At 31.6% G+C, this 22,687-nt stretch carries 22 protein-coding genes; 14 read left to right on the top strand and 8 right to left on the bottom strand.

All coding sequences use genetic code 11. The features are described 5' to 3' along the window. Positions 1-135 precede the first annotated feature (135 nt). From GSY47_RS24655 to GSY47_RS24645, 3 genes are read left to right on the top strand one after another with little or no spacing between them, the layout of a single operon-like run. Positions 136-1,890, top strand: a complete 1,755-nt coding sequence (locus tag GSY47_RS24655) for a hypothetical protein (protein ID WP_179004640.1) — start codon at positions 136-138, stop codon at positions 1,888-1,890. Positions 1,891-1,931: 41 nt separating this feature from the next. Next, positions 1,932-2,471 (top strand): DUF1697 domain-containing protein, encoded by a 540-nt coding sequence (locus tag GSY47_RS24650; protein ID WP_179004638.1) that lies wholly within the window; start codon positions 1,932-1,934, stop codon positions 2,469-2,471. Then, positions 2,471-2,872, top strand: a complete 402-nt coding sequence (locus GSY47_RS24645; protein ID WP_179004636.1) for a DUF4348 domain-containing protein — start codon at positions 2,471-2,473, stop codon at positions 2,870-2,872. Before GSY47_RS24650 ends, GSY47_RS24645 begins: the two co-directional genes overlap by 1 nt. Here GSY47_RS24645 and GSY47_RS24640 read toward each other — a convergent pair. After that, positions 2,865-3,149, bottom strand: a complete 285-nt coding sequence (locus GSY47_RS24640) for a hypothetical protein (protein WP_246611387.1) — start codon at positions 3,147-3,149, stop codon at positions 2,865-2,867. The genes GSY47_RS24645 and GSY47_RS24640 overlap by 8 nt on opposite strands. 101 nt (positions 3,150-3,250) lie before the next feature. Next, on the bottom strand, positions 3,251-3,994 hold the full coding sequence (locus tag GSY47_RS24635; protein ID WP_179004631.1) for a Dph6-related ATP pyrophosphatase: 744 nt from the start codon (positions 3,992-3,994) through the stop codon (positions 3,251-3,253). Between the two features lie 88 nt (positions 3,995-4,082). Here GSY47_RS24635 and GSY47_RS24630 point away from each other — a divergent pair, with 88 nt between their 5' ends. From GSY47_RS24630 to GSY47_RS24615, 4 genes are all read left to right on the top strand, one after another. Then, on the top strand, positions 4,083-4,745 hold the full coding sequence (locus GSY47_RS24630) for a transposase (RefSeq protein ID WP_179004629.1): 663 nt from the start codon (positions 4,083-4,085) through the stop codon (positions 4,743-4,745). A gap of 68 nt (positions 4,746-4,813) precedes the next feature. After that, entirely contained in the window at positions 4,814-6,874 is a 2,061-nt protein-coding gene (locus tag GSY47_RS24625) for a M1 family metallopeptidase (protein ID WP_179004627.1), read from the top strand. A gap of 107 nt (positions 6,875-6,981) precedes the next feature. Then, positions 6,982-7,890 (top strand): patatin-like phospholipase family protein, encoded by a 909-nt coding sequence (locus tag GSY47_RS24620; protein WP_179004625.1) that lies wholly within the window; start codon positions 6,982-6,984, stop codon positions 7,888-7,890. A 107-nt stretch (positions 7,891-7,997) separates the two neighbouring features. Beyond that, a complete protein-coding gene (locus GSY47_RS24615) occupies positions 7,998-8,591 on the top strand; it encodes a hypothetical protein (RefSeq protein ID WP_179004623.1) in 594 nt (197 codons plus the stop codon). Between the two features lie 55 nt (positions 8,592-8,646). On the opposite strand, the gene GSY47_RS24610 is transcribed toward GSY47_RS24615, so the two are convergent. Continuing rightward, a complete protein-coding gene (locus tag GSY47_RS24610; protein ID WP_179004622.1) occupies positions 8,647-9,168 on the bottom strand; it encodes a DUF7935 family protein in 522 nt (173 codons plus the stop codon). Between the two features lie 124 nt (positions 9,169-9,292). Between GSY47_RS24610 and GSY47_RS24605 the strand changes: the two genes are divergently transcribed. The 4 genes from GSY47_RS24605 to GSY47_RS24590 all read left to right on the top strand — a co-directional run bounded on the left by GSY47_RS24605 (position 9,293) and on the right by GSY47_RS24590 (position 14,070). Then, positions 9,293-10,060, top strand: coding sequence for a sulfite exporter TauE/SafE family protein (locus GSY47_RS24605; RefSeq protein ID WP_179004620.1), 768 nt, complete (start codon positions 9,293-9,295; stop codon positions 10,058-10,060). A gap of 97 nt (positions 10,061-10,157) precedes the next feature. Then, entirely contained in the window at positions 10,158-10,457 is a 300-nt protein-coding gene (locus GSY47_RS24600; RefSeq protein ID WP_179004618.1) for a hypothetical protein, read from the top strand. A gap of 557 nt (positions 10,458-11,014) precedes the next feature. Continuing rightward, on the top strand, positions 11,015-13,351 hold the full coding sequence (locus GSY47_RS24595) for an ATP-dependent helicase (protein WP_179004617.1): 2,337 nt from the start codon (positions 11,015-11,017) through the stop codon (positions 13,349-13,351). Between the two features lie 98 nt (positions 13,352-13,449). Further along, entirely contained in the window at positions 13,450-14,070 is a 621-nt protein-coding gene (locus tag GSY47_RS24590) for an L-threonylcarbamoyladenylate synthase (RefSeq protein WP_179004615.1), read from the top strand. A gap of 156 nt (positions 14,071-14,226) precedes the next feature. Here GSY47_RS24590 and GSY47_RS24585 read toward each other — a convergent pair whose 3' ends face one another. Genes GSY47_RS24585 through GSY47_RS24575 form a run of 3 tightly spaced genes read right to left on the bottom strand, consistent with a single transcriptional unit; the run spans position 14,227 to position 16,586 of the window. Then, complete coding sequence (locus tag GSY47_RS24585) at positions 14,227-15,060, bottom strand: OmpA/MotB family protein (protein ID WP_179004614.1); 834 nt, start codon at positions 15,058-15,060, stop codon at positions 14,227-14,229. 32 nt (positions 15,061-15,092) lie between these two features. Then, entirely contained in the window at positions 15,093-16,112 is a 1,020-nt protein-coding gene (locus tag GSY47_RS24580) for a glycosyltransferase family 2 protein (protein ID WP_179004612.1), read from the bottom strand. 21 nt (positions 16,113-16,133) lie between these two features. Beyond that, on the bottom strand, positions 16,134-16,586 hold the full coding sequence (locus GSY47_RS24575; protein ID WP_179004855.1) for a type I restriction enzyme HsdR N-terminal domain-containing protein: 453 nt from the start codon (positions 16,584-16,586) through the stop codon (positions 16,134-16,136). A gap of 70 nt (positions 16,587-16,656) precedes the next feature. Between GSY47_RS24575 and holA the strand changes: the two genes are divergently transcribed. From holA to ettA, 3 genes are all read left to right on the top strand, one after another. Continuing rightward, on the top strand, positions 16,657-17,661 hold the full coding sequence (gene holA, locus GSY47_RS24570) for a DNA polymerase III subunit delta (protein WP_179004610.1): 1,005 nt from the start codon (positions 16,657-16,659) through the stop codon (positions 17,659-17,661). Between the two features lie 64 nt (positions 17,662-17,725). Continuing rightward, on the top strand, positions 17,726-17,908 hold the full coding sequence (locus GSY47_RS24565; protein WP_091497659.1) for a CAL67264 family membrane protein: 183 nt from the start codon (positions 17,726-17,728) through the stop codon (positions 17,906-17,908). 50 nt (positions 17,909-17,958) lie between these two features. Continuing rightward, entirely contained in the window at positions 17,959-19,650 is a 1,692-nt protein-coding gene (gene ettA / locus GSY47_RS24560) for an energy-dependent translational throttle protein EttA (RefSeq protein WP_109193367.1), read from the top strand. 105 nt (positions 19,651-19,755) lie between these two features. On the opposite strand, the gene GSY47_RS24555 is transcribed toward ettA, so the two are convergent. Beyond that, positions 19,756-20,169 (bottom strand): thiol-disulfide oxidoreductase DCC family protein, encoded by a 414-nt coding sequence (locus GSY47_RS24555; RefSeq protein ID WP_179004608.1) that lies wholly within the window; start codon positions 20,167-20,169, stop codon positions 19,756-19,758. A gap of 291 nt (positions 20,170-20,460) precedes the next feature. After that, positions 20,461-22,626, bottom strand: coding sequence for an endonuclease MutS2 (locus GSY47_RS24550; RefSeq protein ID WP_179004606.1), 2,166 nt, complete (start codon positions 22,624-22,626; stop codon positions 20,461-20,463). Between the last annotated feature and the right edge of the window lie 61 nt (positions 22,627-22,687).

Raw genomic sequence — 22,687 nt, 5'->3', positions numbered from 1 at the left:
TTTTTAATATTAAAAAAACTTGTAAAACTTCGTTAGAAAACTATCGGAGTTTTTTTATTTAATATCAGTATTGTTTTAATAAAAAAGATAATTCTTAGATTTGTTAAAGCATTTTAAAAAGTATAAGCCCCAAATATGAGCAAAGAAGAAAAAGTTCCTTTTGAAACTATGATATTTTCTGGTGTTACATTCAAAGTAATCAACCGACATGAAGCACATGAGATTATTGGAGATCTTACCGATTTTAAAGATCAAAAAATCTATAATGTTTTTGAAGACACTTGGCGTTTTCCTGATTATGAAGAAAATCCGTTATTTCTTTTGGCAGAAGAAGATGTCGAAATGGATTTGTTTGAAATGGATTTCAGTACAGAACAACATCCGGATATCTTTATTCTAGGTTTTATTTTTAAAGGAAATCTTAATGTCAGTAAATTAATAACCTCTTACGATACTGATAATTCTCCTGCTTTAATAGTATTTGGAAAAACAACTACCGTCAATATAACTTTGTTTGGAAGTGTACATTATTTAGGAGGTGGTTTAAAATGCGATGTTCTAACTGGAGAATATAATCATGGAGAACTTTTTGTAAAAGGAAATATTACAGCTTGGTTAATCTACAGTGATGATATGTGGATGCATTTCGAACGTTTTACAGATGTTCAGGCAATCGTGAATGTAAATAGGCCAGATGTGTTAATCTGCAGCAGCGTTACAGATACAGATGGGTCGGTTATTATGGTCGAAAACTACTTTCCTTCAACTCATAAATTGTCGGATATTGTTAATGATGATTTTATTGAATACACAAGTTACGGGACAGAAATATTAGGCAATAACTATTTAGACGTTTTTAAAGAAGGACTTTCAATTATAGATTACGATAAATCAGATCAATATTTATTTACTGATTTCCGCAATCAGTTTATAGAAATGGTTCAGGTTTTATCTGAAAAAAACGATGGAAGAATTCGTGAAAAGATTTCTGAGACAGAATATCAATATGTTCCTTTTGTTTATGAAGGACTCAATTACAGTCAGATTTCCGAAGAAATTGGAAATGGCTTTAATATTCAAATGAGAGCTTTGTGGTGTCACGATAATGAAGAAATCATGCTGATACTGGAATATCAAGATGAAGAAGGAAATCCAAAATACCAATGGATTAATAACGAAACTGCACCCGGAATAGAAATGTATTGCGTAAAAGCTGCCGCTATAAAAGCTTTTGAAGTTCTTACAGCAGAAACCGATTCTGATGAAGATGAAGACGATGAGACTGAATATGCGGAATATGACAGCAGTTTTTCATTAGAAGATTTTGCGGTTCAATTTGGAAATTATAAGATTCCAGAAGATTTAGTAAGATTGTATGAATTTCAGCAAGAATACGGCTCAGAAACTTATTCGGAATGTTTTGGATTATTAGTAATGAATGATAAAACAGGAATAAAAACTTGGTCTGAAGAAGAAGAATTTTACAATAGTTTTATTGAATTTGCTGGCGCAAATGGCTCAGGAAGTTCCTATGCTTATTGGCTTATTGATGAGGATTTAAATAATTGTCCGATAGTTGTTTTTGGTGATGAAGGAGGAATTCATGTTGTGGCAGAAAATATCCGTAAATTAATTCACTTGCTGACTTTGGACACTGAAATTTCCGTTGATTTTGATTACTGTTATTTTTACAAAGATGAAGAATACTACAGCGAAAATGAAAATAAAGACGAATTTCACGATTGGGTAAAAAGAGAATTTAATTTTGACGCCATAGAATCAAATGAAGAAACAGAAGTGATTATAAATGAGGCCAAAGAAAAGTATAAAAGAAGACTGAACGATTTTCTAACAAAATTTGATATCGAAATAGGAGACGAAGTGGAATAATCCTAAAAAGGAATTTTTATCTTTGAATAAATTTAAAAAGAATGATAACACATTTAGCTCTTTTACGAGGAATCAACGTTTCTGGTCATAATATGATGAAAATGGAAGCTTTAAAAGCAATGCTGGAAAATTTAGGCTTTCAAAATATTCGGACTTATCTGCAATCTGGAAATGTTTTTGTAGATAGTGAAGAAGATGCTGCTAAAGTCGGATTTATGATTAAACAGGAAATTTTTAAAGTTTTTGGGCATGAAGTTCCCGTTGTAATGATTACTAAAGAAAATTTAGAATCTTGTTTTGCTAATAATCCGTTTTTGAAAGAAAAAGAGATTGATACTAAGAAGCTTTACGTAGCTTTTGTTTCAACTTCACTGAAGAAAGAAAGTATAAATGATCTTAAAATCAGTCAGTTTAAACCTGATGAAGCCAGCATTGATGAAAACAGAATTTTTATAAAATATGCTGTTGGAGCTGGAAAAACACGTTTTGATCAAAAATATATCGAGAAAAAATTAAATGTAATTTCAACTATTAGAAACTGGAATACAGTGACTAATTTGCTTAATATGTATTCAGAATAATGAAAAAGTATCTTTTAATGTTTTTTGTTTTTACGATGAGTTTAACTTCTGCTGTTTACGCTCAAACTGCAAAAACAGCTCCTGAAGATTTTAATATGTTTTTTAAGAAATTCAATGAAGATCCGAAATTTCAGGTCAGCAGAGTGATTTTTCCTTTGAAGTATCAAATGAACAACGATGATTTTGAATTATCAGACTACACCATGGCAAAAGATAAATATAAAGTGCTAAAATTGAATAATAAGGCAGACGAAAAGTATTTGAAACGAACGATATCTATAAAGAAACATAAAGCTACAATTCAGCAGCGCGGTCTCGATAATGGAATTTATGTGGATTATATTTTTGAATTAAAAGACAATCAATGGTTTTTAAAAACCTGGATTGACCAATCTACTTAATTAGTGTCTTTTTTAAGTATAATGTATCCATTTTATGCAAGGCTCCTTTTTTCATTCCGCCTCCAAAAGTTTGCATAAAATTGATTTGCTGTGATTCATAACCTTCTTTGTTTATTGGTTCGTTTACCATTAAAGTTGGGGCTTCAAAACCAAAAAAAGTAAATTGGTGGTAACGTTTTTCATCCAAAGAAAAGTAGCCGTTTTGTTGACTTAAAGTTTCACCAACTTTACAGTTTGCAATTGGAAGTTTAGTTTCTGAATCGTAAATATAACCCATAATTTGCGGTCTTTTACATCTATTTACTAAACAGCTTTGTAGAGAAAAAGAAACTACAATTATGGTTGTTGCAAGTGCAATTTTATTATAAAAAGCCTTCATTATTTTTTAATTAAATCACAGTACCAAAATCCAAAATCAAAAGCCGTTTGATCATTTGTATCACATGCGGTCTTAGATGAATTTTGATTTTCAGGTTTCTCATATTTTCGATAAACAATCTCACCAATTTCAAAATCAATTGGTTTAGAAAAAATAGGGCCGTCAAAAGTAAAAGTGTGGAATTCTCCATTTTCACCACAAACATCAACGTTTTTAGGTAAATCGTTTATAAAATCCTGATCAATAATTCTTCCAACAAAACTTTTATCTAAATATTTCTCGTTTACACAGACCACAATAGTTTTAAATCCTAATGAAATAAAATCTTGAATCAAATCTCGGGTCGGTATTTTCCAAATAGGGAAAATACCTTCAAAGCCAATCTTTTCTAATTTTTTTTCTCGATACAATCGTAAATCTTCCAAAAAAATGTCTCCAAAAACAGAATATTTGACACCTTTAGTTTTTAATTCTATCAGCGTTTCCATCATTACATTTTCATAAACTTCCATTGTAGGCATTTCGGGAATTTCCATAATTTTTAATGGAATTCCAATGCTTTCGGCCTGTGATTGTAATAGGTCTACACGAACGCCATGCATAGAAATTCGCTGGTATTGCTGGTTTACGCTAGTCAGCAAATATTCAATTTTGTAATCAGGATTTTGTAGTATTTTATAAAGAGCCAAAGAAGAATCTTTTCCGCTGCTCCAATTAAATAAGGCTTTTTTGGGTGTAGGCACGATTTTGTATTTTATAATGTAAACTTACAAATTTCATTCTATTTGTTTGTGAAAGGTTTGTAACTTTGGGATTTTACATGCCAAAATGATGATGTTGTATAATGATAAATTTAAAACCGATTCTAACCGATTAAAAAATTGGGATTATTCTAGTGAAGCTGTTTATTTTATCACGATAGTGACAAAAAACAGAGAATCAATTTTCGGAAATATTGAAGAAGATAAAATGATTTTAAATGAAAATGGACAGATTCTTGAAAGAGAACTTTTGAGATCGATTAAAATCCGAAAAAATTGGTTTTTCCATAACTGGATTATTATGCCAAATCACATACATTTATTAATTGAAATTCAAAACGAAGATATTTCGACCGAAACGAATACGACGTCATGTATCGTAGAGACGCACAGCGGTGCGTCTACGCCCAGCATATCCACAACAGAATGCAACGAATCTTTGTCGATAAACGTTGCGGAGACGCACTGCAGTGCGTCTCTACAATGCCAATCTGATGAAATCATAGATTCCAAATTATCCACAACGAATATCGTAGAGACGCACTGCAGTGCGTCTACATCCAGTATATCAACAAAGAAATGTAGCGAATCTAAATTTTCTCGAAAATCTAATTCAATTTCATCCTTTGTAGCAATTTTTAAATCGATAACGACCAAACAGATAAACGGTACAGAATCAATTTGGCAAACCAATTATCACGATCATATTGTTAGAAATTACAAAACTTTTTAAAAGATTTACGATTATATTAAGCACAATCCAATATCTTGGGATACAGATTCTTTAAAATAAAATTTTCAATGAAATATATTCTCCTATTATTTACCAGTTTTATTTTTGCACAGCAAACACAGAATGTTGATTTCAAATCGGTTTCAGGACAATTGTCTTTGAATTCAAAAGAAAAAACAATTTCTGGCGCCGTTGATTTTCAATTTGAGGTTTTAAATGATTGTGACACCATTTCGCTTGACGCTAAAAAAATGGAATTTTCCAATGTTAAAATCAATGACAAAGAAGTAGTCATTCAAAATAATAATAAACAATTAAAATTGATTTCTCATTTTGAGAAAGGCCAAAATCGTTTAACTTTCAATTATAAAACAAAACCAAAACAAGCCTTATATTTTGTTGATATTGAAAATGACGAAGTTCAGATCTGGACACAGGGACAAGGGAGATATACCAGCAATTGGTTTCCAAGTTTTGATGATGTAAATGAGAAACTAATTTTCAATTTAGGAATTTCATTTGATAAGGAATATCAGGTTGTTTCAAATGGACTTTTAAAAGAAAAGAAAGAAGATGGAAATCTAATTTATTGGCAGTACAAAATGGAAAAACCAATGAGTTCCTATTTACTGATGTTGGCAATTGGAAAATTCGATAAAAAAGAATTTAAATCTAAAAGCAGAATTCCATTAGAGTATTATTACGAGCCAAAAGATTCCAATCGTTTTGAACCGACTTATCGTTATTCAAAACGTATTTTTGATTTTCTGGAGAAAGAAATCGGAGTTAAATATCCTTGGCAGATTAATAGGCAAATTCCAGTTCGTGATTTTTTATATGCGGGAATGGAAAATACAACTTCGACACTTTTTGCGACTCGTTATGTTGTAGATTCAATTGGTTTCTGCGATCGAAATTATACCAATGTTGATGCTCATGAATTGGCGCATCATTGGTTTGGCGATTTAATCACAGCAGAAAGCAGTACACATCATTGGCTTCAAGAAGGATTTGCAACTTATTTTGCTTTATTGGCGGAAAAAGACATTTATGGAGAAGATTATTTTTATTCCAAGTTATACGATACCGCACAGCAAATCAAATTTGCCTCCAGAACGGATACAATTCCAGTGTTAAATGAAAAGGCAAGTTCACTTACATTTTACGAAAAAGGAGCTTGGACTTTATTTGTTTTGCATGAATCTATTGGAGATAAAGCTTTTAAAAAGGCAATAAAAAGCTATTTGAATAAGTATGCTTATAAAACGGTAAATACACAGAATTTCTTCGACGAAATTAGAAAAGTTTGCGATTTTGATTTAGACAAGTTTCAGAAAACATGGCTGGAATCAACAACTTTTGATACATCAACAGCGAATGCATTACTGAGCAAGAATAAAACAATTGAGAAGAGACTGGAAATTGACAAGCTGAAGAAAACAACTTTAACTGAAAAAGCAGATATTCTAAAAGCTACTTTAGAATCTAATGTTTATCGTTCCGTAAAAGAAGCGATTGTAGATCAATTGGAAAATGAAAAATATGAAGCAAAGAAAGAGCTTCTACTTTTAGCATTAGAAACCAATGATATTCAGGTTCGACAAAATGTAGCCGAAACTTTAACTAAAATCCCGGAAGACTTCAGAGCAAATTATGAAACTTTACTAGATGATAAATCTTATCAAACACAAGAAATAGCCTTGTATTGGCTTTGGAGAAATTTTCCCTCTCATAGAGCAGAATATTTGGATAAATCTAAAAACTGGATTGGTTTTAATGATTACAATCTTCGTACATTGTGGCTTTCACTTGCATTATCAACGACAAATTACACTTCTGATCCTGAGTCTTTAATCAATGAATTAACAGCTTTTTCTTCTACTAAATATGAAGCTACAACTAGACAAAATGCTTTAGAAAAATTAATTGCTTTTAAAATAATTAACGATCAGGTTTTGAGTAATTTAGTTGGAGCAACGACACATCATATGTGGCAGTTTTCGAAGTTTGGAAGAGATACGATCCGGCTTTTATTAAAAAATCCTGAAATGCGTGCTTCATTTAATAGAATTTTGCCTAATTTAAACCCCGATGAACAATTTCAATTAGAGCGTTTATTGAAAGAGTAGAGCATAGAAAATAGAGTAAAGAAAATAGATATTTGAGAAGTCTATTTTCTATGTTCTAGTATCTATTTTCTTGAATAAAATCCAAAATAAAACCTACAATATATTTTATGAGAGCATTGGTTATTTCAGGTGGTGGCAGTAAAGGCGCTTTTGCCGGCGGTGTTGCCCAGTATTTAATAGAAGAAAAAAAGCACGAATACGATTTGTTTATAGGAACTTCAACAGGGAGTTTATTAATTCCGCATTTAGCTCTCGGTCATATTAAAAAAATACATTCTGTTTATACCAATGTTACAATGGCGAGTATTTTTAATATCTGCCCTTTTGTTGTTAAAAGTAAAGATGGAGTTGATATTGTAACTATTAATCACTTTAATGTTTTACGTCAGTTTTTTAAAGGAAAACGAACTTTTGGAGAAAGCAAAGGATTAAAGAAATACATCCAAAATAACTTTTCTCTATCTGATTTCAATAACCTTAAAAAACTGAAAACTGATGTTATTGTGACGGTAACTAATTTTACCAAAAACGAATCAGAATATAAATCGGTAAAAGATTGTAGTTACGAGGAGTTTTGCGAGTGGTCTTGGATTTCCAGCAACTATGTTCCTTTTATGAGTTTAGTTGAAAAAAACAACTGTGAATATGGAGACGGAGGATTCTCAAGTTTGGTTCCAATACGCGAAGCAATCAACAGAGGAGCTACTGAAATTGATGTTATTGTTTTAGAAACAGAAGTAAATACAACAAAAACAGTTATTGGTAAAAACCCGTTTTCTCTGATGATTGATTTATTCCGAATTGCTTTAGATCAAGTCGAAAAACACGATATTGCTATTGGAAAACTTATGGCAAGTAATAAAAATGTTAAACTTAACTTATATTATACTCCAATAAAATTAACTGATAACGCCTTAATCTTTAATAAAGATGTTATGAAAGAATGGTGGGAACAAGGTTATGAATATGCGCAGAATAAATCGGAAGTTATGAGTGATAATAAGATATTGATTTGAGAAAAGCTACACTAATTCTTTGTTTCTTTTTGAATTTCTGTTTATGGAGTCAAAATTTGTGTAGAACTCAAATTCTTGCAAAAGAGGAATTATTTCCTAAAAATGAAATGGATAAGTATCTGAAAAATGATTTTTCAAATATATGGAACAAAACAGAAAATAATTTGGTTTACGGAATTATTGGGGACAATTATGAGAGAATACTAATTAAGTTTACTTCAATAAGAAAAAGCAAAGAGAAAACAAATGAATATTTAGTCTCTGGTATATCTAAAGTTAAATCTAATAGTTGCAATTTTAAAGGAAAAATTACAATAATATCAATTAATGAACTTAAACAAGTAAAGTTTGGCGTTGATGACGAATATAAAAATGCTGGAATAAAGAAGCAGGGATTATTAAAAGCTGTCTACGAGTTTATTGAAGATGAAAAGCAAAAAGGTTCTGGTAAGTTTTCAGGAAAATTAGAGTCAATTTGGTATTTGGATAAAAATGATTTGATACAATATAATGATATCGAAATTGATTCAGATAAATATTTTAATAATGCGTTTACTGGTGTTTGGAAATCAAATAATACAGGAAACCAAAAAATATGCAATTGGGGAGATTACAGAGTTCCAAATGTAAATTGCGATTTTGATATTGGAAGTGCAGAGTTAAGCGTTTCTCAGAAATATCAAAAGAATGGATGGAAATAAAAACTAAATTAGTGTTTATAGAAAAGGCAAGATTTTAAATCTTGCCTTTTTAATTTTACCAAAGTTCAGCTACCTCACTTTTAATAAAGCTCAAAGCAGCATTACTTGGTGGTTGTTTTTCTAATAAATCATTCAAAATTACTTCACGTAATTTATCTGCATTTTCAATTTTATCACTCATTGCAGCTTTACGAATCATTTGAATTGTTGCATTTTTAGCTGTTGCTATAATGGTCCAGCATTCTTCAGACATATAAATCTGTTGCGTTAAATTGTGTTCGAATTCTTGTTCTATTTGATCGATTAGAAAGTTTTCGTAATCGTGCTTGTTTTGAGATATTGGAGCAATTCTAATCAATAATTTAGTTAGATTAATACGCTCTAAAAACAAAGTCATACGCTCGAAAGCCTGCAGTCGGATTGGAAGAGATTCTTTGTGGGCTTGTTTGTTTAGTAAAAAAGCACGCTTTCTGTCATTATTTTTAATATGCAGCTCAAAAAAACGATAAGCTACAAATCCTGTAACTATTGCCGGCAAAGTGTAACTAGCGAGTTCTATTATTTTGTTAAAATCCATTGGTATAATTTTTAAGCAAAAATATACTTTTTGATGAGAAATCCATTTTAAATTTGTGACAATAAACAAAAAGGAAGCTGTACTTTTGCGACTTGTTTTTTAACGTTGGTGAAATATATTTTTAATGGATTCATACATAATACTTTTCCTTTGTTTGGCCGCTTTTGCCGCGGGATTTATTGATGCTATTGTTGGTGGTGGCGGATTAATTCAAACTCCAATGGGATTAATTTTGTTGCCTAATCTACCAGTTTCTACAGTTATTGGCACTCTAAAAATTCCAGCTTTCAGTGGTACCGCTTTTGCCGCTTTTCAGTATTTAAAGAAGGTTGTAATTCAATGGAAATTATTAATCATCATGATGTGTTTGGCAGTTCCGTCTGCTTTTTTAGGATCGACAGTTTTGACGCTTGTCAGTAATGATTTTATGAAACCGCTTTTATTAGTTGTTTTATCGTTATTGTTTATCTATACGTATGCTAAGAAAAATTTCGGACAGCATGTGGCCAAAGATCATTCTGAAGTGACACAAATAATTTATGCCGTTGTGATCAGTATGATTGTTGGTTTTTATGATGGATTCATCGGTCCAGGAACTGGGAGTTTTTTTGTGGTTGCTTTTATAGCGCTTTTAGGTTTCGATTTTCTTCACGCTTCAGCGAATGCTAAAATGGTCAATTTGGCAACGAATTTTGGTTCGATTTGTTTATTTATGATAAAAGGAAAGATCATTTGGACAATTGCAATTCCAATGGCCATAAGCAACGGACTTGGAGGATGGCTTGGCGCTAAACTGGCGATTAATAAAGGAAATGGTTTTATTCGGATTTTCTTTTTAATTGTGGTTGTTGGAACTTTAATCCGATTTGCTTATGATGTGTTTTTTAAATGAGTTAAAAAGGCTATAAGACAATAATATAGTAGTTATAGTGTTATTATCAAAAAAGAACTATATTTGTATTGTATTTTAATACTTAAAGTATCAAAAAATGATAGAAATAGTTCAGAATTACGAAAATTACATTAATACTATTCCTGAATTAATAGGGAAATCTTATTATAAAGCTGAATTTTTTATGCAGAAGCTTGGCCTCAAACATGCAACGTATTATAGAAAACTGAAGTCAAAAAGCTTCACACATCAAGAAGTTAAGCTAATTACTAGTTTGTTATTTCCAGAAGAAATTTTGATGCAGGAATTACAGAAAAGTGAAGAAGATATAAAAGCTGGAAGAACTATTGATTTTGAAGACTTTAAACAAAAACTAAGAGCTAAGTATAACATCTAATTCTAAGGGATTTCTTTTATTATCCCAGAATACAACAATATATAAAGTTTGTTTTTCAATTGTATAGAATAAATAGACCTGATTCGATACTAGAAACTTCCGAAAGGAAGTTTTTTTATATTTTGTGCCAATATAATTGTTTTGTACAATCATTTCTATTGTCTTGATAGTTTGATTTGAAAACTTAGAAGCTTTGATATCACTGTATTTATTTATGATATGAGCAAATGTCTTTTCTGCGTTTTCTGTTAATTTTACATTCATTTACAATTATATAATTTTTGTAAATATAAGTAATTTTAAGTTTTTTCTTTCAAATTGTTTTGGAAAAGCCTATTGTTTAAATCTAGCCCCGATAGAGGCGATATCCTCGTATCCCGATGATAATCGGGAGGAGAGATAAAGCCGAAAGCGGGAATCCATGTTAAGAAAAACGCCTATTGTTTGGCTTCAAAAAAACTTAGAACCTTAGCGTCTCAGTATCTTAGAACCTTTGAATAGTATCTTAGGAACTTTCTTTTTTAATTCTTAATTTTGCATAAAAGGAGAAAAATTACATGCAGAAATATATTGACCAGCTCAACGAAGCACAAAGAGCACCTGTTTTAAAGAAAGACGGGCCAATGATTATTATTGCTGGTGCAGGTTCGGGAAAAACCCGAGTTTTAACAATTAGGATTGCCTATTTGATGGCTCAAGGAATTGATGCTTTCAACATTTTGTCGCTTACTTTTACCAATAAAGCAGCCCGCGAGATGAAACACAGGATTTCGGATATTGTAGGTGCGAGTGAGGCAAAAAATCTTTGGATGGGAACTTTTCACTCGATTTTTGCGCGTATTCTTCGAGCAGAATCAGATCATTTGGGATATCCTTCCAATTTTACCATTTACGATTCTCAGGATTCAGCGAGATTAATTTCTTCAATTATTAAAGAAATGCAGCTGGATCGTGATATTTATAAACCAAAGCAAATTCTGGGTCGTATATCTAATTATAAGAACAGTTTGATTACGGTTAAAGCGTACTTTAATAATCCGGAATTGGTTGAAGCCGATGCAATGGCTAAAAGACCAAGATTGGGAGAAATTTATCAGCAGTATGTAGAGCGCTGTTTCAAAGCTGGAGCAATGGATTTTGATGATTTGTTGTTGAAAACCAATGAATTATTGAATCGATTCCCAGAAGTTTTAGCTAAATATCAGGATCGTTTTCGTTATATTCTGGTTGATGAGTACCAAGATACGAACCACTCTCAGTATTTGATTGTTAGAGCTTTATCAGATAGGTTTCAGAATATTTGCGTGGTTGGAGATGATGCACAGAGTATTTATGCTTTCCGTGGTGCGAATATTAATAATATTTTGAACTTCCAGAAAGATTATGAAGGTGTAATAATGTTCCGTTTAGAGCAGAATTATCGTTCAACGCGAAATATTGTGGAAGCGGCCAATACCGTTATGGAGCATAATAAAACCAAACTGGATAAAGTAGTTTGGACAGCAAACGAATTTGGACCAAAAATTAAAGTTCACAGAAGTTTGACAGATGCTGAAGAAGGACGTTTTGTTGCGAGTACCATTTTTGAGCAAAAAATGCAGCATCAATTGCATAATGGATCTTTTGCAATTTTGTATCGTACCAATGCGCAGTCACGTGCGATGGAGGACGCCTTAAGAAAACGCGATATTCCGTATAGAATTTATGGAGGATTATCATTCTACCAGCGTAAAGAAATTAAAGATGTTTTGTGTTATCTGCGTTTGGTTTTAAATCCGAAAGATGAAGAAGCATTAATTCGTGTGATTAATTATCCAGCGCGTGGAATTGGAGATACAACTGTAGAAAAATTAACTATTGCGGCTAATCATTACAAACGTTCGATTTGGGAAGTAATGGTGAATATTGATAAAATAGACTTGAAATTAAACGCTGGAACAAAAAACAAATTAAAAGATTTTGTGACGATGATTCAGAGTTTTCAGGTAATTGATCAAAATCAGGATGCCTTTTATATTACGGATCACGTTGCCAAGAAAACTGGTTTGGTTCAGGAATTGAAGAAAGATGCGACTCCGGAAGGAATGGCAAAGATTCAGAATATCGAAGAACTTTTGAACGGTATTAAAGATTTTACGGAAGGACAAAGAGAAATTGACGGAGCAAGAGGTGCGCTTTCTGAGTTTATGGAAGATGTAGCTTTAGCAACAGATTTAGATAAAGATACAAATGACGATGATCGTGTAGCTTTAATGACCATTCACTTAGCAAAAGGATTGGAGTTTCCTCACGTCTTTGTGGTGGGTATGGAAGAAGATTTGTTTCCAAGTGCAATGAGTATGAGTACGAGAAGTGAATTGGAAGAAGAGCGTCGATTATTTTATGTAGCTTTAACAAGAGCAGAACATCAGGCGTATTTGACTTATGCACAATCACGTTACCGTTGGGGAAAACTAACAGATAGCGAACCTTCAAGATTTATTGAGGAGATTGAAGATCAATATTTGGAATATCTAACTCCTGCAGAAACCAATTACCGCTATAAGTCGCCAATCGATGGCGATATTTTTGGAGACGTTGACAAATCTAAATTAAGATTAAACAAACCTGTTGCAGGAACTCCTCCTAAAAATATTACAGATAATAATCCGAAACCGGATCTTAATATTAGAAAATTAAAGCCTGTTGCAGGAACTAATCCAAATACAAGTGCATCAAACTTGTTTGATAGTAAATTGACCATTGGAAATATTGTAATGCATGAACGTTTTGGGAAAGGCGAAGTTGTTAATATGGAAGGTGTTGGTGCAGATAGAAAAGCAGAAATAAAATTTGAAGTTGGTGGAATTAAGAAATTACTTTTAAGATTTGCTAAATTAGATGTTATCGGATAATCTTTTAATTATTATGCGATAAATATGAAATATGAAATTTTAAAAGTGTAATGTTCTTAACTCGAAACAAACCTAACTTTAAATAAAAAAAAAACAAAATGGCCGAATTTATAAAAATATACCCAGATAAGCCAAGTGAAGCTGCAATTGCAAAAGTGGTAAAAGTGCTTCAGAATGGTGGATTGGTTATTTATCCAACCGATACAGTTTATGGTTTAGGCTGTGATATTACCAATTCAAGAGCTTTAGAAAAAATTGCAAAAATAAAAGGTGTTAAGTTAGAGAAAGCAAATTTTTCATTTATTTGTCATGATTTGAGCAATTTATCAGATTATGTGCGTCAGATTGATACATCAACTTTTAAAATTTTGAAAAGAGCTTTGCCAGGCCCGTATACTTTTATTTTGCCAGGAAATAATAATTTGCCAAGAGAGTTTAAAAAGAAAACTACGGTTGGTATTCGTGTTCCAGACAATAATATCATTTTAGAAATTGTGCGCCAGTTAGGAAATCCAGTAGTTTCTACTTCTATTCGTGATGAAGATGATGTAATTGAATATACTACAGATCCGGAGTTAATTTTCGAAAAGTGGCAACATCTTGTTGATATGGTGATTGATGGAGGTTATGGAGATAACGTTGGTTCAACAATTATTGATCTTTCTGAGCATGAACCTGTTATTGTAAGAGAAGGGAAGGGCGATATTGATATTTTGTAAATAAATACTTTAATTGTATAAACTTAAAAAAATAATGACTAACTTTATTACAGTTAAAATTTAGTTAGTTATCTAAAATACTTTTTATTCTTTTTAGAATACAAAAAAGCAGGTCAATTGACCTGCTTTTTCTGTTTTATAAAATCTAAACAAGAATTATTTAGCTTGTTTTTTCATTTCTTTTTCAATCATATCATAGAATTGATCGATTTTCGGCATAACTACGATACGTGTTCTTCTGTTACGAGCTTTGTCTTCAGCAGTATCATTAGCAACTAATGGTACATAAGAGCTTCTACCTGCAGCAATTAATTTAGCAGGGTTAACACCAAGATCGTTTGTTAATACACGAACGATAGAAGTAGAACGTTTAACACTTAAATCCCAGTTGTCTAAGATAATTCCATTGCTTTTGTATGGTACATTATCAGTGTGTCCTTCAACCATACATTCGAAATCAGGTTTATCATTTACAACTTTAGCAACCTTAGCTAATACAGTTTTAGCTTTGTCACTTACATCATAGCTTCCGCTTTTGAATAATAATTTATCAGCTATAGAGATGAATACAACTCCTTTTTCAACATTGATTTCGATGTCTGGATCGTTGATTCCAACTGCTCCTTTCAAGCTTGTAACTAATGCTAAAGTAACACTGTCTTTTTTAGTTAAAGCATCCTGAAGTCTAGAGATTTTTAAATCTTTTTCTTTTAAGCTTTCAAGAGATTTTTCTAGGTTTTCAGCACCTTTAGTTGTTAAGATTGTTAAATCTTTTGAACTGTTGATTAAGTCTTGATTATGTTGTTTGTAGCTTTCAGCTGTTGCAGCTAATCCAGCTTTTTCTTCTAAGCACGTATTTAATTTTACAGTACAAGAGTTTAACAAATCTTGAGTCTCTTTGTTTTTAGCTTCTAATTCCGCATATTTCTTTTTAGAAACACATGATGTTAGGGCCATTAATACTGATAGTGCGATAACTATTTTTCTCATAAATTTAATTTTAATTAGACTTGATTACAAATTTAGTTTTTAATATTTTGAATACTGTTAAAGATTTCTTTAAATAAGGTCATTTTCCTGATATAGTAAAGGAAAACGATGCTTTTTACCATATAGTATTGCTGAATCTGAAATTCTTTTCGTTTTTCGAGATATTTTAAAGATAAGCAATAAAATGAAAAATGTGCCTTTAAAATAGCAAAAGTATGTCCGATTTTACCTTGTGTAAGAAAACGGATACCTGCAATACCGTCTAAAACCATACGGAAGAAAATTACCCAGAATAATCCTCTTTTTGGCAGATTTTTGACAAGCATTAATAATGAATTTCTAAAATTCAGATACGTTTTTTTGGGATTTCCTTGTTGTAAAGTTGCTCCTCCAACATGGTAAACCAAAGATTGATAATTATACTTAATAATATGACCTTCGTTAGCGGCTCTCCAGCATAAATCTATTTCTTCCTGATGTGCAAAAAAGCTTTCATCAAACCCTCCTAATTCGTGATAAACTTTTTTTCTGATGAAGAAACAAGCACCAGACGCCCAGAACAATTCACTGTTATCATCGTATTGGCCGTTATCTTTTTCTAACGTTTCGAAAATTCGTCCCCTGCAGAAAGGAAAGCCATATTTATCAATGAAACCACCTGCGGCTCCAGCATATTCGAAATTTTCCTTGTTTTTAAAATCAAGGATTTTAGGCTGGATAATAGCAGTTTGTTTTTCATTTTCAAAAGTTTCAAGAATTGGTTTAAGCCAGTTTTCGGTAACTTCAATATCTGAATTTACTAATGCATAAATTTCAGCATCAATGTGTTTCAAGGCATCATTATAACCTTTTGCAAAGCCATGATTGCCAGTATTTTTTACAATTTTAATTGTAGGGAAATTTTGTTGAACAAATTCAACTGAATTATCTGTAGAGTCATTATCTGCAACGTAAATTGTCGCGTCTTCTGAAAACTGAATAACAGATGGTAAAAACTGCTCTAGCAATTTTACTCCGTTCCAATTTAAAATGACAACTGCTATCTTATCCAAAAGTACTTTAATTATTTATTTTTAATGGTTTTCTTTATAGTCAGGCAGGTTTCTTAAAAACTCATATCTTTCGTTTTCAAAATCCATTTGACAATAAAAATGGTTTAGTCCGTTTGTGACATTCAAAAACCGTGCCTGCATTGTCATATTATAACGAGCAATTTGATCAAAAGTTGCCTGAGAGATTTTAACTTCGGGTGCTTTGCACTCTACAAGTATGTGTATAGTACCATCTGGATTAAATACGACTACATCATATCGTTTTCGTAATCCATTGACAGTTAAAACTTTCTCTACATTAATTAAAGATTTAGGATATTTTTTTTCATGCATTAAAAAATGAACAACGTGTTGACGAACCCATTCTTCAGGCGTAAGAATTATAAATTTTTTCCTGATTTCATCAAAAATAGAGACTTTATTTTCGCTATTTTTGAATCGGAAAGTATAAGCAGGGAAATTAAGTTTAAGCATAAAGCAAAAATAGAAAATAGTTTTTTGTTTCAAACCAACTTGAAACTTTAAACTTGAAACAAAAAAATAAATGGACGAAGTAATTAAAATTGTCAACGATATTAAAGCTGGAGATATTAAACCAATTTATTTTTTAATGGGTGAAGAACCTTATTATATAGATAAGTTATCCGAATATATTGAAGGAAATATTTTAGCCGAAGAAGAAAAAGGTTTTAATCAGACGGTTTTATACGGAAGAGATGTTTCTATAGATGATATTGTTTCAACGGCCAAGCGCTATCCGATGATGGCTGATCGTCAGGTGGTTATTGTAAAAGAAGCCCAAGAATTATCTCGAACAATTGATAAAATAGAATCTTATGTTGATAATCCGATGCAGACTACTGTTTTGGTTTTTTGTTATAAATATAAGACACTTGACAAACGTAAAAAGGTTACTAAACTATTAGCACAGAAAGGCGTTGTTTATGAAAGTAAAAAGTTATACGAAAATCAGGTAGGAGATTGGATTAAACGGGTATTGGCTGGAAAAAAATATACAATTGACCCCAAGGCAAATGCTATGCTCGTTGAATTTTTAGGAACAGATTTGAGTAAAATCAATAATGAACTGGAAAAACTTCAGATCATCTTGCCGAAAGGCAGTATGATTACTCCAGAACATATTGAAGAAAATATTGGATTTAGTAAAGATTATAATGTTTTTGAACTTCGAAAAGCAATTGGTGAACGTAATCAATTGAGAGCTTATAAGATAGCAGAGAACTTTGCTCATAATCCGAAAGAATATCCATTGGTTATGACAACAGGTTTGGTTTTTGGTTTCTTTGTGCAACTTTTAAAATATCATGGATTAAAAGATAAAAATCCTAAAAATGTAGCATCGGTTCTTGGTGTAAATCCGTTCTTTTTAAAAGAGTATGATTTGGCGGTAAAAAATTATCCAATGAGAAAGGTAAGTCAGATTGTAGGTGCTTTGCGGGATATTGATATTAAAAGTAAAGGTGTGGGAGCGAATGCTTTACCGCAATCTGATCTCTTAAAAGAAATGCTGTATAAAATATTTAATTAAGCCATTAAAATTCACGATATTTGCGTTTCTAAAAATTTTACTACTTTAAAATTATTACACAATTATGGGAATGAATAAAAATACTGTCTTAGGTTGGGCAACTTTTATAATGGTACTGATGGGATTCTTACTTATAGGTCTTGGAGCTTTTAGATATAGTGATGTTTCAGGCTGGGGATTTGGAGCTGTGGGAGTTGGGTTTTTAGCTAATGCATGGGTTTTTAATGCATTAAAAGGTAGAGTTTAAGATATTGCAATATCAATAAAAAAGTAAATAATTAAAATTAAAAATAAAAAATGTCAGACGATAAGAAAGTAATTTTCTCAATGCAAAAATTGAGTAAAACCTATCAAGGAGCAGACAAACCAGTACTTAAAAATATTTATTTGAGTTTCTTTTATGGAGCAAAAATTGGTATTTTAGGTCTTAATGGTTCTGGAAAATCTTCTCTTTTAAAAATTATAGCAGGAGTTGATAAAAATTACCAGGGCGATGTAGTTTTTCAGCCAGGTTACACTGTAGGTTATTTAGAGCAGGAACCAATTCTTGATGATTCTAAAACCGTTATCGAAATTGTTCGTGAAGGAGCTGCAGAAACTATGGCAGTTTTAGAAGAATACAACCAAATCAATGATTTATTTGGTCTTGAAGAAAATTATTCAGATCCAGATAAAATGGATAAATTAATGGATCGTCAAGCGGCATTGCAAGATAAAATCGATGCTCTTGGTGCTTGGGAAATCGATACCAAACTTGAAATTGCAATGGATGCGTTGCGTACTCCAGATGGCGATACGCCAATTAAAAACCTTTCAGGAGGTGAGCGTCGTCGTGTTGCTTTGTGTCGTTTGTTATTGCAACAACCAGATGTATTGCTTTTAGATGAGCCTACCAACCACTTAGATGCTGAGTCAGTTCTTTGGTTGGAGCAACATTTAGCACAATATTCAGGAACTGTAATTGCTGTAACGCACGACCGTTATTTCTTAGATAACGTTGCAGGATGGATTTTGGAACTAGATAGAGGAGAAGGTATTCCATGGAAAGGGAACTATTCTTCTTGGTTAGATCAAAAATCAAACCGTATGGCTCAGGAAGAAAAAGTAGCTTCAAAACGTAGAAAAACTTTAGAGCGTGAGTTGGAGTGGGTTCGTCAAGGTGCAAAAGGTCGTCAGACAAAACAAAAAGCGCGTTTACAGAATTACGATAAATTATTAAATGAAGATCAAAAACAACTAGATGAAAATCTAGAGATCTATATCCCGAATGGACCTCGTTTAGGAACAAATGTTATCGAAGCTAAAAATGTAGCTAAAGCTTTTGGTGATAAATTACTATATGATAATTTGAACTTTACTTTACCACAAGCGGGTATTGTTGGAATCATCGGGCCAAACGGTGCTGGTAAATCTACTATTTTCAAAATGATTATGGGAGAGCAAGCTACTGACAGCGGTGAATTTACGGTTGGTGAAACAGTTAAAATTGCTTACGTAGATCAGTCTCACGCTAATATTGATCCAAATAAATCGATTTGGGAAAATTTTGCTGATGGTCAAGAATTGATTATGATGGGAGGTAAGCAAGTAAACTCAAGAGCTTATTTATCACGTTTTAACTTTGGTGGCGGAGAGCAAAACAAAAAAGTATCCATGTTGTCTGGTGGAGAGCGTAACCGTTTACACTTGGCGATGACTTTGAAAGAAGAAGGAAACGTACTTTTACTGGATGAGCCTACGAATGACCTTGACGTAAATACACTTCGTGCACTTGAAGAAGGTTTGGAAAATTTCGCTGGTTGTGCTGTAATTATTTCTCACGACAGATGGTTCTTAGATAGAATCTGTACGCACATTTTAGCTTTTGAAGGAGATTCTGAAGTTTATTTCTTTGAAGGAAGTTTTACAGAATATGAAGAAAATAAAAAGAAACGTCTTGGTGGTGACTTAACTCCAAAACGTATTAAATACAGAAAATTGATTAGATAAGTTTAGTTAATTTCTAATTCTTAAAAATCCCAAATTCCAAATTTATTGGAGTTTGGGATTTTTTGTTTGAATTATACTAAATTGGAATTTTAGAATTGGAATTTTCTACAAAAACTTGGATTTCAATTCCGGAGTAGGAATCATACAACTTTCTTTTTTGCCATACCAGTTATATCTGTTTTTTGCAACATAATCATAAATTCTGTCACTGATAAAAATGGGAACAATTCTAAAGATTAAAAGTAATTTCCAAAAACCACCAAAATTTTTAGCTATTTCAATAACAGCTGAAGATTTGTAAAAATAAGCAGTTCCGGGATTGTATAAAATAATGCTGTCCATTTTAGAAAAACTAATTCCGAGATGTTTGCAAATTTTTATTCCTAATTCTGATTGCAATGCGACAAATCTGAAAATATCTTTTTTGTCATGTTTGATAATAAACTGCACAGCAGAATCACAGAGATTACAAACTCCATCAAAAAGAATTATTTTTTTATCTTTTGGAAGACTTTCCATTAAAAACAGAATTTTAGATTTAATATTTCAAGTTTTAATAGGTGTAAAAAGTATTAAAATAGACGAGAAAAACAGATTATGGAGGTTGTATTTTTAAAATCTATTAAATTTTAATTTTTTATAATTTTTACATATCAAAATAGACTTTCATAAATTGATTTAAATGTGTTTTTAAAAAATATCGACCTCTTTTATTGTTTGTTTTTTTATCGTTTCTTAAATCGCTTTATTTTAATTTTGACTATTTTTTAGTCTTTTTTAGACTAAAAATCGTATCGGCGACTGAAAAAATTATTTTTTAACTGCTTCGACTAATTCAAGTTCGTCCAAACTAACTTTGGAAGTGAAAATCCCATAATTTACAATTGCTTTATTTTTTTCTATCAAATCAATACTTCCAACAGATCTTCCGTCAAGCATTCTAACACGATCGCCAACTTTTAAAATTGGTTTTGGTTTTTCAATAACTGGTTTAAGTTTTTTCTCTTTTTTCTCTTTTCGAATTTCTTCTACTTTTACCTGAACTTCAGCAATAATTTCTTTTTGCTTTTCAACTTTTGCTTTGACTTCTTTCGGAGTCGCTTTTTTACGTTTAGAATTTTCAATCTCAACAATTTTCAAAAATTCACCAATAAGTTCTTTTTTGTTTTTGTTGTTGAAATATTTTTCAGCGATGTCATCAATTTTTTGTCCGATGTAAATTATCTTTTGATTACTGTCATATAATTCCTGATAGCTTTCTAATTTCTGCTGGATTTTAGTATTGATGTTTTCCATCTTTTTACTTTCTTCACGAGCACGGGTTTCTTCTTCTTTTAAATTCAAAGAAGTTTTTTCGAGTTTCGATCTTTCTTTTTGAAGTGTTGCGATGGTTTTATCAAAACGAACTTTTCCAACTTCAATTTTCTTTTTCGCACGATTGATCAATCCAAATGGAATTCCGTTTTTTTGAGCAACTTCAAAAGTAAACGAACTTCCAGCCTGACCCAAAGCTAATTTATACATTGGTTCAAGTGATTTTTCGTCAAACATCATATTCGCATTTGTTGCGTATGTCAATTCATTTGCTAAAATTTTCAGATTAGAATAATGCGTTGTGATAATTCCGAAAGCTTCACGATGATAAAATTCTTCCAGAAAAATTTCCGCCAAAGCACCTCCTAATTCCGGATCAGAACCTGTACCAAATTCATCAATTAAAAACATGGTTTTTTTATTACATTTCTTCAAAAAGTAATTCATGTTTTTTAAACGATAACTGTATGTACTTAAGTGGTTTTCAATAGATTGGTTGTCACCAATGTCAGTTAATATTCTGTCAAACAAGAAAGTTTCACTTCTTTCATGAACTGGAATTAATATTCCGGATTGCAACATCAATTGTAATAAGCCTACTGTTTTTAAAGAAATGGTTTTTCCTCCGGCATTTGGTCCTGAGATTACAATAATTCTGTTTTCTTGTTTTAGCTCAATGGTTTGCGGATAAGTAATTTCCTTTTTTTGTTTGTTGTTCAAATACAAAATTGGATGGTATGCTTCTCTAAAGAATAATCTTCTTTCTTCTGTAATTGTTGGTAAGATTGCATTAATACGATTTGCATATTTTGCTTTACCGGCAACAACATCTATATCACTTAAAAAGTCTTGATATTCAATTAGTAAAGGAAGGTAAGGACGAATTACATTGGATAAATTCTTTAGGATTCTAGTAATTTCTTCTTTTTCTTCATATTCCAGATTTGCTAATTCTCTAGAGTATTTTAAAGTGGCTTCAGGTTCGATATAAGCAATACTTCCAGTTTTGGAACTTCCTAAAATAGAACCTTTTACCTTACGACGATACATTGCGAGAACTGCCAAAACTCTTCGATTTTGAACAAAGCTTTCTTTGATATCATCTAAATATCCTAAGCTATTATATTGAGTTAACGCTGAACCAAAACTTTGATTAACTTTTCCGCGAACTAAATTCATATTCTGACGAATGCCGGCCAGAGCAGGAGAGGCATTGTCTTTTATTTCTCCGTATTTGTCTACAATAGCATCAATCGCTGAAATGATATCTTTAGTCAATTCTACCCTAGAAGCTCTTGCATTAAGATTAGGATAATAGTCATCGAATTTTTTTAAGAAATTCAACAATACATTTGTAGTTGCAGAAAGATTGGCAATTTTTCTAAAACTTCCCACTTCAAGAAAACTATCTTCAATGGCTAGAAATTTTATTTCATGAGAAATTGCATCAAATCCATGATTCGGAATTGCGTTATTATTTTGAAAAGAAGATACATATTCTGATGTCTGCATTAAAGATTGCATCAATTCTTCTTTATCTCTAAATGGTTTTATTTGTAAAGCTTTTTCTTTTCCAATATCGGTGTTGCATCCATCTGAGATGGTTTCTAGAACGGTTGGAAATTGTAAGTCTTGTAACGTTTTTTCGGTAATACTGATCATTTAATAACTTTATGAAAGTAAACGCAAAAGTACAAAAACATTATGATTGAAATCGAAATTT

The organism is Flavobacterium quisquiliarum (assembly GCF_019308285.1).
GTDB classification, from domain to species: Bacteria; Bacteroidota; Bacteroidia; order Flavobacteriales; family Flavobacteriaceae; genus Flavobacterium; species Flavobacterium quisquiliarum.
This window is presented reverse-complemented; position numbering and strand designations above follow the sequence as displayed.